This window comes from Paenibacillus sp. GCM10027630, from assembly GCF_042676305.1.
Taxonomy (GTDB): Bacteria; Bacillota; Bacilli; order Paenibacillales; family NBRC-103111; genus Paenibacillus_S.
Genome location: NZ_JBHTGY010000031.1, coordinates 34,541 through 49,926 on the forward strand (window position 1 = coordinate 34,541; position 15,386 = coordinate 49,926).

Annotated in this window: 11 protein-coding genes; 9 read left to right on the forward strand and 2 right to left on the reverse strand. The window is 44.1% G+C overall.

The genetic code is table 11. The features are described 5' to 3' along the window. Positions 1-24: 24 nt before the first annotated feature. Positions 25-984 carry a dihydrodipicolinate synthase family protein gene (locus ACFQ0C_RS13890; protein WP_379367698.1) on the forward strand — a complete coding sequence of 320 codons (960 nt, stop codon included), beginning with the start codon at positions 25-27 and terminating at the stop codon, positions 982-984. A gap of 173 nt (positions 985-1,157) precedes the next feature. Here ACFQ0C_RS13890 and ACFQ0C_RS13895 read toward each other — a convergent pair whose 3' ends face one another. Then, complete coding sequence (locus ACFQ0C_RS13895; protein WP_379367700.1) at positions 1,158-2,066, reverse strand: bifunctional 3-deoxy-7-phosphoheptulonate synthase/chorismate mutase; 909 nt, start codon at positions 2,064-2,066, stop codon at positions 1,158-1,160. A 539-nt stretch (positions 2,067-2,605) separates the two neighbouring features. Here ACFQ0C_RS13895 and ACFQ0C_RS13900 point away from each other — a divergent pair. From ACFQ0C_RS13900 to ACFQ0C_RS13910, 3 genes are read left to right on the forward strand one after another with little or no spacing between them, the layout of a single operon-like run. After that, positions 2,606-3,691, forward strand: coding sequence for a GerAB/ArcD/ProY family transporter (locus ACFQ0C_RS13900; RefSeq protein ID WP_379367702.1), 1,086 nt, complete (start codon positions 2,606-2,608; stop codon positions 3,689-3,691). Next, positions 3,691-5,109 (forward strand): spore germination protein, encoded by a 1,419-nt coding sequence (locus tag ACFQ0C_RS13905; protein WP_379367704.1) that lies wholly within the window; start codon positions 3,691-3,693, stop codon positions 5,107-5,109. Before ACFQ0C_RS13900 ends, ACFQ0C_RS13905 begins: the two co-directional genes overlap by 1 nt. 15 nt (positions 5,110-5,124) lie before the next feature. Continuing rightward, positions 5,125-6,267, forward strand: a complete 1,143-nt coding sequence (locus ACFQ0C_RS13910) for a Ger(x)C family spore germination protein (RefSeq protein WP_379367954.1) — start codon at positions 5,125-5,127, stop codon at positions 6,265-6,267. A gap of 77 nt (positions 6,268-6,344) precedes the next feature. Here the strand turns inward: ACFQ0C_RS13910 and ACFQ0C_RS13915 are convergent, their stop codons facing one another. Beyond that, positions 6,345-7,241 (reverse strand): YitT family protein, encoded by an 897-nt coding sequence (locus tag ACFQ0C_RS13915; RefSeq protein WP_258212503.1) that lies wholly within the window; start codon positions 7,239-7,241, stop codon positions 6,345-6,347. 643 nt (positions 7,242-7,884) lie between these two features. Between ACFQ0C_RS13915 and ACFQ0C_RS13920 the strand changes: the two genes are divergently transcribed. The 5 genes from ACFQ0C_RS13920 (at position 7,885) to ACFQ0C_RS13940 (ending at position 15,231) form a co-directional block, all read left to right on the forward strand. Further along, positions 7,885-8,790, forward strand: a complete 906-nt coding sequence (locus tag ACFQ0C_RS13920; RefSeq protein WP_379367707.1) for a peptidylprolyl isomerase — start codon at positions 7,885-7,887, stop codon at positions 8,788-8,790. A 515-nt stretch (positions 8,791-9,305) separates the two neighbouring features. Beyond that, positions 9,306-10,979 (forward strand): permuted SH3 domain-containing protein, encoded by a 1,674-nt coding sequence (locus tag ACFQ0C_RS13925; RefSeq protein ID WP_379367709.1) that lies wholly within the window; start codon positions 9,306-9,308, stop codon positions 10,977-10,979. A 29-nt stretch (positions 10,980-11,008) separates the two neighbouring features. Next, positions 11,009-11,731 (forward strand): ABC transporter ATP-binding protein, encoded by a 723-nt coding sequence (locus ACFQ0C_RS13930; RefSeq protein ID WP_379367712.1) that lies wholly within the window; start codon positions 11,009-11,011, stop codon positions 11,729-11,731. Continuing rightward, positions 11,728-12,903, forward strand: coding sequence for an ABC transporter permease (locus tag ACFQ0C_RS13935; protein WP_379367714.1), 1,176 nt, complete (start codon positions 11,728-11,730; stop codon positions 12,901-12,903). Before ACFQ0C_RS13930 ends, ACFQ0C_RS13935 begins: the two co-directional genes overlap by 4 nt. Positions 12,904-12,996: 93 nt before the next feature. Continuing rightward, a complete protein-coding gene (locus tag ACFQ0C_RS13940; RefSeq protein WP_379367716.1) occupies positions 12,997-15,231 on the forward strand; it encodes a hypothetical protein in 2,235 nt (744 codons plus the stop codon). The last annotated feature ends 155 nt before the right edge of the window (positions 15,232-15,386 follow it).

Consider the following 15,386-nt stretch of genomic DNA (forward strand, 5'->3'; position numbering starts at 1 on the left):
AATCGGATTGAGAGGGAGAAATGTATGAAAAGTATAGCTGGGGGAGTATGGCCGACCATGGTCACCCCTTTTACAGTTTCCAATGAAATTGACTACGATGCGTTGGAACGGGCAATTGAATGGTACATTCACAAAGGGGTGGACGGTCTGTTTGCCGTATGCCAATCCAGTGAGATGTTTGTACTAAGCTTGGAGGAGCGAGTGGGGCTGGCGGCATTTGTCAAAGAAAAAGCTGCAGGCCGGATACCAGTTATTGCTTCGGGACATATTGCTGACCAGTATGAGGATCAAGTTATTGAGCTCAGAGCGATGGCGGATACGGGTATTGATGCACTCGTACTGATTACGAATCGGCTTGCGTCTGAGAACGAGTCGGATGCTGTGTGGATTCGCAATCTGGAAAGACTTCTGAAGGAAATACCTGAAGATATAGCCCTAGGGTTCTATGAATGTCCTTATCCATACAAAAGAATTATTTCACCGGAACTATTGAAATGGAGTGCTGAGACCGGCAGGTTTCACTTTTTAAAGGATACGAGCTGCGATATTTCGAATATGAAAGCGAAATTGGAAGCAGTGAAAGGTACGGCATTGAACATTTACAACGCTAACTCGGCAACATTACTGGAGACGCTTAAGCTTGGAGTCACCGGCTACAGCGGCGTTATGGCGAACTTTCACCCCGAATTGTATGTATGGCTCATGCGCAATTGGGCTGAGAATACGGTGGAAGCGGAGCATGTCAGCAATTTCCTCAGTATAGCGTCATTAATTGAAAGGCAGCTGTATCCAGTTAATGCGAAGTATCACCTGATGCTTGAAGATGTCTTTACAACCGATTACTGCCGCTCTAAAAATCATCGTGAATTCACCGCTACGAACCAGTTGGAAGTGCAGCAATTACACCGCCTGTCCCAATCGGTCCTTCGTTGTAGCATCAATGGAATACATCAAGCAAAACTGTCAGGAGCGGCTGGAACATGATGAGGTTGCGCAAATGATTTCCATTGCCCGCAAGTTTAGCCAGATCACGTTCTTCATCAGTTTGAGCCGGCCCAAGAAATCATAATTCAAGATAATCACTCAGGTGAGAGTGGAATGAGGTCTAGTCATCGTTTATAGACAAGAGCCTCATTCCATCCATATGTTCAAAGTGTTTAACCTAATAATCCGGATTGCTTTACTTCAGCGTAGAAGCGATTGAACTCTTCAATGTTGAGCTGCTGGGCTGCATCGGACAGTGCGGCAGCAGGGTTGGGATGCACCTCGACCATGATGCCGTCCGCTCCTGCGGCTAAGGCAGCCTTCGCGCAAGGAGCGAAGATCGCTTTGCGGCCTGTTGAATGCGTGACGTCCACAAGCACCGGCAGATGGCTTTCCTGCTTCAGTATCGGAACAGCAGATATATCGAGTGTGTTGCGCGTCGCATTCTCGTACGTGCGAATTCCACGTTCGATCAGCATCACCTGTGTATTTCCCCGGGAGAGAATGTACTCGGCAGCATGAAGGAATTCATCAATAGTAGCAGCGATGCCTCGCTTGAGCAAAATGGGTGTCCGTACTTCACCTGCCGCCTTCAGCAGCTCGAAGTTTTGCATATTTCTGGCTCCGATTTGAATGACGTCTATATATTCGCAGGCTAGTTCAATATGAGCAGGGTCCACGATTTCACTGATGGTTTTAAGACCAAACTCTTGGGAGACCTCTTTCAAAATTTTCAAGCCGTCTATTCCTAAGCCCTGAAAATCATATGGTGAGGTTCTCGGCTTAAACGCACCTCCGCGCATTACCGTAATTCCCTCTTGTTTCAGAGCTGCTGCGACTTGCCGAACTTGCTCGTAGCTCTCGACTGAGCAAGGTCCCGCGACCATTACCGGGCGACCCCCTCCTACAGCAATATCCCCGATAGTAACAACGGTGTCTTCCTTTTGCCTTTTCCGGCTGACAAGCAGTTGATTTTCTCCGATTTCTTGAGTAATCAGAGCTTTCTCAGATAACAAGTCCTTCAATTGCAGATTGATTTCATCTAATCGTTCTCTTAATTGCACAGCATGTAATTGACTCATACCCATTCAGCTCCTTCAAATAAATGAATGTTGGAAAACGCAAAAAAACTCCATCGCAAGGGACGAGGAGCCGTGGTACCACCCTTATTAGAAAATCACCCTTTAGGACAAATTGAATGGAAGGAATGCTTTTCTCACTTTGAGCCCGGTAACGTCGGGATTACGGGTACTCCTAGAAGCTGCCGGGGAAAAAGCAACTGTTCAGAGACCAGCTCAGGAGTGAACTTCGGCGGACTGTTCGTTCGGGTGCTTTCAATCGGTGGCACTCCGTCCCTGTAATGAACCTGTTCCGCGTACTCTTTCCATCATCGCTTGTTTGTTAATGTAGTTGATTAATCTGGTTTTCGTATGATTAAGATGCATTGTAATCCAAAATGAGATGAGGATGCAAGAAGCTGAATTAACGCAGGTCTGCTTTATCGCTGCGAAGCAGCTAACTCATCCATGAAGGAGACAGGGCAGCCTGTTGTCTTAGTTTAGTATATGCAGGGGTTGGCAATAATGGAATTCATAATAACTGGAATATAGGTGAATTTTTTATGAATCCTCAACGTTTTTCTTTTTTACAAATATGCACCATTCTGATGCTTTCCATCGGCATGATGAACCATGTCATTGTAATCCCGGTTCTTATGGAGGTTTCAGGTCGGGATGCCTGGATAAGCGTGCTCGCAGCAACCATTGTTTTCGTTCCCATATTTTTTTTGATAGCCTACATTATTCAAAAGACGACTGGTGATCGGAATTTATCTATTATTGAGTGGCTTCGCGAGAAGTACGGCAAATGGGTAGCTGGCTGTATCGCACTCGTACTTACTCTTACACTGTTTACGTCAGCGCTGTTCACGGGAAAGGACTTTAAAATTTGGACGAACTCCTCTTATTTACCTCAAACGCCGCCTAGTGTCATTGCAATTATTCTTGTTGGGGTGGCGTACTACATATCGCTGCAAGGGATTCGTGCTATAGCTTATAGCTCTGCTATACTTTTGCCGCTTGTTATTATATTCGGCGAATTTGTCATGGTTTCTAACTATCCCCACAAAGATTACATGATGCTGTTTCCACTTTTTGAATACGGAAAATCGCAGGCCATGAACGGCATTCTTTTTGTAGGCACAGGGTTAATCGAGGTTATGTATTTAATTTTTTTGCAGCAGCACATTAAAGCGAAGATTAAGAAACGGCATGTCGTTATTCTAGGCTTAATAATGGCGGGATTGACTATTGGACCTGTGATGGGCTCTATCGCCGCATTTGGGCCTGTTGAAGCTCAAATCCAAAGGTATCCGGCTTTTGAAGAGTGGAGGTTGGTTAAAATTGGTAATTACATCGAACATGTGGACTTTTTGTCCATTTATCAATGGGTGTGCGGTGCTTTCATCCGAATAAGTCTCGCCTTGAATATGATAGGAGAGCTAATTCCCAAGTGGAAAAAGCTTCTCTCAGCTTTAATAGCCGTTGTAATGGCCGTATTACTCGTTAGCGAAATTGGAGATATTACCTTTCTCTATATAATGAAAACCTATTATTTTCCCATCACGTTTTATACTTTGCTCGGTCTGCTAATCATTTTATTCTTATTCGTTCTGTTTGCTAAAGGAGATGAGGTGCAGAAAAATTAATGAGTCTTAATTCACTTCAACTGGAATTTAAGGATTGCTCGGATGTTATTTTCTACTGCCACCCCTTTTCTGAATACTGCAAGGTGACTTTGGTATATTGCAGTACGCTTTGTGATGCGAAGCTTATTAACGATATGGTTCTGCCGGCATTGATGCGCATCTGGAGCTCCACTACATTCGCAAACGTTGATAGTATTAACACGGCTAAAGATATTAATATGCTCTACGAAACATCAGGCTCTGCATACAGCTCCAAAGTTTTTACCGGACATGTCATGATATGGTTTAGTCATTTGGAAGCTGTCTTTAGCTTAAATATTGAAAAAATTCCTAACCGCAACACGGAAGAAACCAATATCGACGTATCCATTCGTGGAGCTAAAGACGGTTTAGTCGAAAGTTTTGATACGAATGTTGGCTTGATCCGCAAAAGATTGCCCACATCAATGCTGGCTCTGGAAAGCTACAGGATTGGTGCAGATAGCCAAACCAGGGCAGGTTTGATGTTTCTTAAAGATAAGCTTGATGCAACGATTCTGGAAACCATCCGAGAAAAGCTGGCCAAGGTGCAGCATAAGCTGGATGATCTGTCCAGCGCTACGCAGCTGGAGGAAATTATTTCGGATAAGCCCTACAGTATATTTCCACTTACGGCTTACTCCGGCAGAGCCGATTTCATAGTCTCCTGCTTGATGAAAGGAAGATTCGTGATTCTATTGGATGGTGTACCGGGGGCTATTATAGCTCCTGCTTCCTTATCGTTGCTTTTAAAAACGCCGGAGGATATGCACTTTAATTTTATATCATCGACCTTCGGACGTCTTTTGCGTATATTCAGTCTTATTTTTTCGATTTTTTTACCGAGCTTTTTTGTCGCGCTGACTGGATTTCATCAAGACCAAATACCGTTTCCTTTATTAGCGACCATTGTTATGACAAGGCTTGGCATCCCCTTATCGTCACCCATGGAGATGTTTCTCATTTTATTATTGCTGGAAACGTTTAAAGAAGCGGGCTATCGGCTTCCATCGATGATCGGACAAACCTTGACGGTGGTGGGTGGATTAATTATTGGGGATGCAGCGATAAGAGCTGGACTTACCTCGCCCTCCATGGTTGTTGTAGCGGCAATATCGATTGTGGCAGGGTCGACCTTGATCAGCCAGACCCTATCGGGAACTGTGAGCGTGTTGAGATACTTCACTCTGTTGCTGGCTTCATTTCTTGGAATGTATGGCTTTATGGTTTCCTTGCTGTTGGTCACTGTCTATTTGTCAGGTTTAACGTCTTTCGGCGTGCCTTATTTAGCTCCTGTATCGCCCATTACTTTTAAAGATATGCTAAGAGCCTTTATTATGTTGCCAAGAAAGCTGGGAGGTTTCGTTCCTGCACATCTAAGAAGAAAAGACAAAGGATAGATGACCTTGAAAAAAATGGCTTCGATAATCAAATTAAAGCTGGTCATCCTGCTGATGTTTTTGCTCTCAGGCTGCTGGGATTATAAAGAAATTCATCAAATAACCTATGTAACGACCATTGGAATTGATTATAAGGATAAAGTGTTCACGGTATACCTCCTAGCCTTGAATTTTGCCAATATTGCTCAAAGAGAAGGTGTACGTCCACCTAAGCATAATTCTTTGGTAGGAACAGGAAAAGGGGCTACGGTTACCGAAGCGATGTTTGATTTGTATAACTCGGAGCAACAGCGTGTTTATTGGGGACATGTATCAACAATGATTATAGGGGAAGCCGCGCTCAAGGAAATTACAGTCGAGCAATTGACCGATACCATTAACCGATACCGTGAAATCCGCTACAACATCTGGATATACGGAACCGATGTGCCGATTTATAAATTATTGGATATTCAGCCGAACTTCGGTTATTCTCCCTATGATTCCAAATTAATGAAGCCGGATAAAACGTATAGTCAATTCTCCACCATAAAACCCATGTATTTATATCGTTTTTTATCCGAGTATTACGAGAGGGGAGTAACAGCTATGCTGCCCAAGCTTGTATACGAAAAATCCCATTGGACGGAAAACAGTAAACCAACGCCTCATCTTGTCATTGATGGAGCTTACTTTTACTCCTATAAAAAATTCCGCGGGGAAGTCTCTTTCTCTCAAATGAATGGTAAAAGGTATTTGGACATAGAGGCGGAGCGTATGCTTATAACGATTAAGCAGAATGGGCAAGCGACCGCTACCTTTGTATTAAATCGACCGGAAATAATAACCAGGCACACTATTCAAGATGGACAAGTTTATTACGATATCGAAATTCTTTTGACAGGTTATTTGGATGAACTAATCAAAGAGATGAGCCAAGCAACGATGAATTCACTTATTCAGAAAAAGGTGGAACAGGAAGTCAGGCAAACCTTTGAGGCTGGAAAGAAAATAAAAGCAGACATATTAAATTTGAATACGCCTGTATTTCGTTTTGATTTTCCAGACTGGAACGAATTTATTTGGCCGAATCCGGACATGGATAATATTCATATCAGAAATATTGATGTCAAAGTGCTGATCAAATATACGGGGAAATATAAGGGAAGAATTGATTGATAAATTACAAAACATGGAAAAAAAAGCCCCGCAAGCCAATCTGGCCAAGGGGCTATTTTCTTATGTTGTATGTTCTACTAATGAATGTCTTTCTTCTTGAACCGTCCGCCTTTGACGTCATGGATGTTGCCAATTGCAAGAAAAGCTTTAGGATCAAGCTCGTCGACAATGGATTTAAGCTTAGCTTCCTCCAGACGGGTGATGACACTGAAGATGACTTTTTTATCATCGCCGGTAAAAGCTCCCGAACCATTCAGATAAGTTACACCGCGCCCAAGTCGGAAGGTTATTGCCTCACCGATTTTCTCATACTCATCGCTGATCAGCCAAACCGATTTGGATTGATCCAATCCTTCGATTGTAATATCAATCAATTTAAAAGCAATATAATACGCAATTAGTGAATACATGGCATGATCCCAACCAAATACAAAGCCGGCGCTGCCGAGAATGAAAAAGTTGAAGAACATGACGATCTCGCCCACTGAAAACGCAGACTTCTTGCTAACGAGAATGGCGACAATTTCTGTACCATCCAAAGAGCCGCCTGATCGGATAACGAGACCAACACCGATTCCCAGTATAATACCCCCGAATACGGCAGCGAGCAGAGGGTCGATGGTTATTGGCTTCACAGGATGAAGAAGCGTAGTTCCGATAGACATTATAATTACGGAAAACAGGGTTGAAAAGGCAAAGGTTTTGCCTATTTGCTTATACCCGATTAATAAAAAAGGCAGGTTCAGAATAACCAGAAACACACCAAGCGGTATATTAGTCAAATGAGAAATGATGATGGAAATACCGACGATCCCGCCGTCAATGATGTTGTTAGGTACAAGGAATATTTCCAAGCCTACTGAGAATAGGGCGGATCCAATAATCATTAAAAGGGTGCGACGCAAAAATTTAGCCCAGGATTGCTTGCGATGCTGGGAATGGGGCTGTTCATTTTGATATGTGCTGGATGACATGTAGGGCTCCTCTTTTCCGAATCTCATTCATTTGTATTGTAGTTTTACGTTATGGATTTGAATGAGTGCGGTATGTAATAGAGGAAAACTTAAGAATAGCGAGCAGATGCCTCTTGAGTAATTCACGAATTCTGGAATGCACAAAGTATAAGAAAAGGACAAGTAACAATAAGTAGAAATAAAATGATTCCAACGGTGAGGTTTCGTTTCTCGGTAGTAATGATTTATGTAGATATAAGGATTGTTTGGACAATGATGGCTCCAGGTGCATGAAGGTATGAGTATCATTATATTGCCCTAGTGCGCTCTGTTCATACGGGAGATGTTGAGAAATGGGAGGAGTCAACGGAAAGACGAAGAAACCAATGATGATCCAAATTAATACAATTCTATGACGTTTTCGTACATGCAAAAGTAGCCCCTCCAAACCCCGAAAATCCTAGTTGAATTGCTTGAATTGTAGCATTTTCCGATAGTGTGAGTCAAACCAGAAGAGCCTGGGATAACGGGACGACTCATTAAATCTTCAGCTAATTTTAAAGTTAAATTAATAAAGCTAGTCCATAATGGGGTCTATCAGCAGCAACGCTGAAGGAGCAAACCACATCTTAGATACTACAACTTTAGAAAGGGAGTCATACTATTGAACTACAAATTATCGAACCGTAAATGGATGATAGCTACCTTGCTATTATTTGTTGCATTAGTCGTTTATATTACTGTATATCCTCCGAAAAGTACGGCGGCAGAAACTTTGGCTGTAGTTAATGGAGTGAAGATCGACAAGGAACAGCTTTATAAAACAGTGCTTGCAAGCAGCGGCGCACAAACAGTGAACAGCATGATTGAGAAGGAGCTGATCCGGCAGGAGGCCGTGAAGGCGGGCGTTCAGGTTCAGCCTGCTGACCTGGATAAGGAGCTGGCAACCTTGAAGCTTAATTTCCCTTCTGAGGCGGAGTTTAATCAAGCCCTTGCCGCGAATGGACTTACGCTGGATAGCTTGAAAGAAGAGATGATGCCTCAAGTTATGATGCAAAAAATATTGGAACCGCAAGTGACAGTCAGCGACGATGAGATTAAGCAATATTACGATGCCAATTTGGAAACTTTAAAAATCGCAGAGCAGGTTAAAGCATCCCATATTCTAGTTGCTACTAAAGAAGAAGCAGATGCGATTTTGGCTGATTTGAAGAATGGGGCAGATTTTGCGAAGATAGCGCAAGAAAAGTCGCAGGATGAGGGCTCGAAGGGAAATGGCGGGGATCTTGGCTTTTTTGGACGCGGGACAATGGAAGCTCCTTTCGAAACTGCAGCGTTTTCCTTGAAAGTCGGCAGCTTAAGTGATGTGGTTTCTACGGATAGCGGCTTTCATATCATCAAAGTAACGGATCATAAGGATGCATCGACTCCTACCTTGGAAGATAAGAAGACGGAAATCCATGATAAGCTGGTCAGTCAGAAAGTAAGCGAAATGTCGAGCACTTGGTTGAGCCAGAAGAAATCCGAGGCTACAATTGAGAACTATTTAAGCAAGGGTGCGGCAAGCTAATTTGGGCTAACATTGGCGCACAGAGGCGTTACTTGCAGGGACTGCTTTCCAAGTCTAAGGACTTAGGGAGGCGGTCTTTTTTTTGTGATGTAAAAATGGTTTATTTGTCCAGATTTGAAACTGAAAATTTGCTGAAAGTAAGCTGAATAAAAGCTGATAGCCAATCCGAGTTTATTTTCTCAAATTTCCTGTAAAACGTAGTCACAGCAAGGCTTTAGCACTTTCAGGGTTCTTTCAGCTAGCCATCAAGTTCAATTCAGATACAACCATCATAATGAAATCATTAATAAACCAAAGAAGAAAGAGGCGCGGTACGGCTACAACATCCAAAACTAATTCGTATGAGCAATCTGTATGCTTACATAGTCACAACGATAAGGCAGGAGATAACGATGTGATTCGTGTAGGGTAACAGGATTCGGCTTGCGTGCGTAATTTGGGCGAAGGTCATTAAGTAAAAGAAAGATACTTGCGTTAGTTGAAGCCAAGTTTTAAGTTGGGGAGGCATATCGTTCATGAAGAAAAAAGGAATTATTATAGCCATAGCTGCTGTAGTAGTATGCGGTGGCGGCACCTACGCTTATTTAAATAAGGGAACGTTGTTTCAGAGCAAGCCGCAAACGGCAGTAAAGGAAACAACGTATACGGTCAAAAAGGGCAATATACGCTCGGTCATTTCAGGTACAGCCCAGCTTGAGGCACAAGAGCAGCAGACGATTGTTCCCCCCAAGGAAGGCATGATCAAAACAATCAACCTTACTCGAAATCAAACGGTGAAGAAGGGAGATTTGCTTCTCGAGCTTTCCGACTCTTCCTTGGACGAGAAGCTGGATCAAGCAAAGCTGACACTCAGCGGCTATCAATCCGATATGCAGGATTTACAAGCTCAATCGGCAGCGTTGAAGACCTTTGCGCCAGCCAGCGGTAAGCTAATCCTTTCAACTAATATCAGCGAAGGTGCATCGGTTTCCAAATCCACTAAAATTGCCACAATTGCGGATACAGATACATTGACGGTCACCCTTCCCTTTTTGCAAGAGGAAGCCGCTCAAATTCATAACGGCGATAGTGTCCAGTTAACTATTGATGGATACATGCTAACCAAATCAGGCGTGGTCAACTCGGTATCCCAATCCGTGAAGTCCGATGCGAAGGGCAATCGGTTGATTGACGTGGCCATACGTGTTGATAATGACGGATCGATGGATGCTGGCCAAACTGTGAAGGGCTCTATTACGGTCGAAGGCTTGAAGATTGAATCAAAAGGCTCAGCCGCGCTGCAATATAAAACCTCGGTTACGGTATTGGCAGGGGTAACGGGTACTGTGGATCAACTGGTAATTAAAGAAAATCAAATGGTCAATAAAGGTGATTTGATTGATACGATCATAAGCGACACACTGAAAAAGGACATTACAAATAAACAAAATCAGATCGATCAATCCCTCAAGAGCATTAAAGACATAGAGGATCAGATTGAGAAGCTGAAGGTGCTGGCGCCCTTTGACGGAGTATTCTCTACTGATTTCGTCGACCAGAAGAAAAATGTGCTGACGGCTTATCCAGTAGGAACAACCATTGCCAGCAATGTACAGCTTGGCGCTGTAGCCAATCTGGAAACGTTGCAGCTCCCGATCAAGGTAGATGAGCTTGACCTGCCCAAAATCAAAGTTGGACAGAAAGCGGAGGTTAAGGTGGATGCTGTAGCAGGCAAAGTATTTAACGGCGAAGTAACTCAGGTGTCAACCGTAGGAACGGTTACCAATGGAGTTACCTTCTATACAGCAGTAGTAACATTGAAAAATGTATCCGAGCTCAAAAACACAATGACAGCTACGGCTGATATCATTATAGAAGACAAAAAGAACGTTCTCGTATTGCCGGTGGATGCGGTTAAACAACGGGCTGGCAAACGTATCGTTACATTGAAAAATGCCGACGGAACTACCGAAGCGGATCACGAAGTGAAGATTGGCTCGAACACCAGCACGATGATGGAAATTACAGATGGCCTGAAGGAAGGCGACTCTGTCGTTGTCCAGTCAGCCAACTCAACGAAGAAGCTTTCCCAATCTGAAATTGATGCCATGAGAAATCAGTTCCAGCAAGGCGCACGTAACGGTAACACCGGTGGTGGCGCTGGTGGAGGTGGCGGTGGATTCCAGGGCGGACGTCCTCCAGGCTTCTAAATCTCCTAGGGAAGGGAAGGTGATAAGATATGAAAATGATAGAATTACAAAATATTAAAAAATCTTATTCCCGCGGAGTCGAGGAACTGATGATTCTCAAAGACATTTCTCTCTCCATAGATAAAGGAGAATTCGTAGCGATTGTCGGCCCCAGCGGATCCGGTAAATCCACTTTGATGAATACCATCGGGCTGCTGGATGTGCCCACCTCCGGGTCTTATATACTTGATGGGGTAGCAACGGAAAAAATGAAGGACGATGAGCTCGCAGGACTTCGGAATCGCAAGATCGGATTTATATTTCAACAATTTAATCTGCTACCGCGCCTCACAGCTATTGAAAATGTGGAGCTGCCGATGATCTATTACGGAACTCCGAAGAAAGATCGGAGAGAACGGTCGCAGAGCATGCTTGAAATGCTGGGGATGGGCCAACGCTCCCACCATAAACCGAGTGAATTGTCAGGCGGTCAGCAGCAGCGTGTAGCGATTGCCCGTGCTTTGGCTATTGGTCCCTCCCTTCTGTTGGCAGACGAGCCGACAGGAGCGTTAGACTCGAAGACAGGTCAAGAGGTGCTGGAGCTGATGCTTCACTTGAACGAAATCGGAAATACCATCGTATTGATCACACATGATCTGCATATCGCGGAAAATGCCAAAAGAATTGTTACGATAAGGGATGGCTTAATTGTCGGTGATCAGATCAATGAACCTCAAACGCAGAAGGCTGAAGCGGTAGAGGTGACCGTATGAGAATCATGGAACTGATGCAGATGGCGCTGAAGACCGTAAGCGCGAATTGGATGCGAACTTTGCTGACAATGCTAGGCGTTATCATAGGCGTCAGCTCAGTAGTGACGCTGGTTGCGATCGGTAAAGGCACTTCAGCGCAAATCGCCAAGCAGTACGAAAATATGGGTACCAATCTGCTGGTAGTTAATTTATTGAATCAAGGACGAGCCACGCAGCTTAATTATAGCGACATCATGACCTTTGAGCAGTTTCCTGAAATTGCTGCAATTGCTCCTACCGTCTCTTCCAGTCTGAATGTTAAATACGATACTACACAAGAGTCCTATTCCGTGTTGGGCTCCAATGAACGCTATATGAGCATCTTGAAAGCATCGATTAACAAAGGCCGTTTTATTACGGAAGCCGATCTGGATTTACGAACGAATGTGGCGGTGCTGGGTGCTACTGTATCCAAGGAGCTTTTCGGTACAACGGATCCACTGGATAAAATTATTAATATCAATGGGTTTCAGTTCACAGTTGTCGGGCTTCTCAATACTAAGGGATCCAGCATCGGTGGAACATCAGCGGATGACTCAGTCATCATTCCCCTGACCACAGCGCAACGCCAGTTGAGTCTGGGAGCCATTAGAACTACGTATGTTGAAGCTACAACAAAGGAAGATATCACCACGGCTCAAAGCACTTTAACATCCTTTTTGACTTACAAGTTTAAAAGCTCTTCCGGATTTCGTTTTACCAACCAGGATCAATTGCTTTCGGCGAGCACGGAGGCTTCCAATACTTTAACAAGCCAACTCGTGAGCGTTGCTTGTATCTCGTTGCTGGTTGGCGGTATTGGGATTATGAATATTATGCTAGTTACGGTAAGTGAACGGACCCGAGAGATTGGTATCCGTAAGTCGATAGGTGCCAAGCGGAAAAATATTCTTCTGCAATTTCTGTTCGAAGCTGTCGTAATAAGTGGATTAGGCGGGCTTATCGGGCTATTGATAGGAGTAGGGCTTGCCAAGGCGTGGCCATATTTCAATCCTAAGCAAATGACGGTCGTTTCTTTCGATATCAGTATGTACGCATTTCTGTTCTCTGTTCTTGTTGGTGTTATTTTCGGACTGTATCCGGCTAACAAAGCATCCAAGCTGCGGCCTATCGATGCTTTGCGCACTGATTAATCCATTTGTCAAACCCAAGTTCTTCTTCGAAAAACCAGCAAACTGCTTACGAAGTAAGTTTTGCTACAGCAAAACTCCAAGGAGGTACATCCTATGATTATTAACCGACTACGCGAGGCGGCTTCTTCACGAATCGTCCGTATAACGGCCATCCTGTTTACTGCACTTTGCATCGCTTTCTCCGCTTGGACATCGGGGATTTCGTTTGCAGGAAAAGAAGGCGTGTTTATTAACAGCTCCGTCTATTTCACCTTGGAGAATGTTTCTATTTCCAAAGGCTCCAGCAATCAAACGATGCAATTTCAACTCCAGTTAAATAATGATGGAGATTCCATCCTGGATTACAACTATTACGGTGTGAAAGTAACCTCGACTTCGGGGGGCAGCTATTATGCTCAGCTGAGCAAGCAGGCGAATGCTCAAGTGCCTGGTCATACTGCTGTAAGCTACTACTATGTGTCAACTATTCCAGCAGGTTTAGATGCCTCACAGCTGCAGGTAACGGTATTTGAACGCAATGGAAATGGTTCCAGCGTACGGGATATTGGTTCGCTTTCGGTAGCAAATGCACAATCCATTGGACAAACCAATAACCAGCTGCTTGTAAATTTATCGGATGTGGATACGGCTGTCACAACCAATTCCTTTGTATCTTATCAAGCCGTCAAAGCCGTTACTCTTCCCCAGGACGGCAAATGGACGCTGCTTGTGGATGCAATGGTAACTCCTACCGGAACGGAAACGATAACTTTACCATCAGGCATCAAATATTTACTGCATGATGGACAGGGCAGAACCTTAACCTTATCGTCCAATGCCGTTCAAGGCACTTCCATTAATGCGGGTCAATCGAAGCATATTTTGTTGACTACGACTATGGATACATTGCCTTCAACAGATGCCATGACCCTCGATCTGTCGCTTGACAGCGCCGGTATCACATCCTTGGGCAAGCTATCCTTGGCGCCGCTGTTCCAATTAGCCAAAATGGGGGAACGAGTTCCTTATGTTCTTAATGGGCGCGAAGGAATTACCATCGAGCTGCAAAAGGCTGAGGCTCAGGAGATAAACAACAAGAATGGCGCGCTCCTTACCGCTGTGCTGCATAATGACAGCAAGAGCACCATTAAAGCTCCTACGCTTCAAGGCGTATTGATTTCTAAAGAAGCAACCCTTTCCGTAAATACTTCTGCAGTGGTTGTGCCGGAAACGTATCTGGCTCCCGGCGAATCAGGATCCTACAGGTTCGCGGCGCAGCTGCCTGAAGGCACTGCTGCTGAGAAGCTTCAATTTCTAGTATCCGAAGCGGTAACAGATGTTTCCGCATCCAATAAGACGAATACGAACACCAATACAGGTACAAATACAAATACATCAGCCTCAACTGGCAGCAACACTACAGCTAATTCAACTACGACAGGTTCAAATGCTTCATCCGGCGGAACCCAGAACAGTACAGAAGCCGGTGCGATTCCGATATTGGCGGCAAGTCTGTCAGAAGGTCTGTCTGCTGGCTCTAACATGAACAATATTCCACAATATGAGCTGGGACAATCCATTGTGTTCGATTCGAGCAGCGAGCTGATTGATCCTAATCTGAAGGTTTCATTGATAGAGCTTAATGGCCATACCGATTCAGAGAACGGATACCAAACCGTTGTTGCCAAATTCAAGCTTATGAATAATAGCAATGAAACGCTGAAAATTCCGAATTTCGGTACTTCCTTGACCGATTCGAGCGGTACGACTTATCCGGGTGCCCGCCAAACGACTACTTTGCAGGAGCTTATCCCGAATACAGCTTACGTTTACAGCTATTCCTATATGCTTCCTCCAGCTGCTACAGGCCAATTTAAGCTTAGCATAACGGATGCTTCCAATACTTCGAGTATTAAAGTGCCGATTGCTAACTATAAGGTGAGCGTGGCTCAAACAGGAGAAGAAGATCCGCAAGCAGTAGCCAAAAAGCTATCGCTCTATCCATTCGATGTAACATTGGATTACTGGGCTATTAACGCACAGTACAGCAGTGGCAGCTATACCTATACGCTCAAAGGAAACTTTGACATTAAGAAGTCAGAACAAGTCATTGTAGACGATTCCTTCTCTACACTGGAATTTGAAGTGGTTGACGCCACTAATCGTATACTTGGCAGCACGACTAACAAGCTGCAGGGAACGGGCAAGCTGATCAGCGGGCTACAAACCATTACATTTGCCAATGTAAAATCAGAGCAGCTTGAATATCCGGTAACCATCCGGGCCTACGAGGTCATCACGACTTCTACAGGTACAGCGAAACGACTGCTTGCTACTTTAACACAATAATTATTTTTATAGCTGTGAGTTTACGAAATTCAACGTTTTAAACATAAAAGTGCTCTATTGCAGAACTATTGCAGTAGAGCCTTTTGTCGTAAGAAAATGGAAATTTTCAGCAAATCTTCAGCTTCCTCTAAAGAAACGTTCAGTTTTCCCTCAGC

What these genes read in the sequence shown, in the direction of transcription:
- ACFQ0C_RS13890 (WP_379367698.1), top strand. Translation starts at nt 25, where the DNA reads ATGAAAAGTATAGCTGGGGGAGTATGGCCGACCATGGTCACCCCTTTT.
- ACFQ0C_RS13895 (WP_379367700.1), bottom strand. Translation starts at nt 2,066, where the DNA reads ATGAGTCAATTACATGCTGTGCAATTAAGAGAACGATTAGATGAAATC.
- ACFQ0C_RS13900 (WP_379367702.1), top strand. Translation starts at nt 2,606, where the DNA reads ATGAATCCTCAACGTTTTTCTTTTTTACAAATATGCACCATTCTGATG.
- ACFQ0C_RS13905 (WP_379367704.1), top strand. Translation starts at nt 3,691, where the DNA reads ATGAGTCTTAATTCACTTCAACTGGAATTTAAGGATTGCTCGGATGTT.
- ACFQ0C_RS13910 (WP_379367954.1), top strand. Translation starts at nt 5,125, where the DNA reads ATGGCTTCGATAATCAAATTAAAGCTGGTCATCCTGCTGATGTTTTTG.
- ACFQ0C_RS13915 (WP_258212503.1), bottom strand. Translation starts at nt 7,241, where the DNA reads ATGTCATCCAGCACATATCAAAATGAACAGCCCCATTCCCAGCATCGC.
- ACFQ0C_RS13925 (WP_379367709.1), top strand. Translation starts at nt 9,306, where the DNA reads ATGAAGAAAAAAGGAATTATTATAGCCATAGCTGCTGTAGTAGTATGC.
- ACFQ0C_RS13930 (WP_379367712.1), top strand. Translation starts at nt 11,009, where the DNA reads ATGAAAATGATAGAATTACAAAATATTAAAAAATCTTATTCCCGCGGA.
- ACFQ0C_RS13935 (WP_379367714.1), top strand. Translation starts at nt 11,728, where the DNA reads ATGAGAATCATGGAACTGATGCAGATGGCGCTGAAGACCGTAAGCGCG.
- ACFQ0C_RS13940 (WP_379367716.1), top strand. Translation starts at nt 12,997, where the DNA reads ATGATTATTAACCGACTACGCGAGGCGGCTTCTTCACGAATCGTCCGT.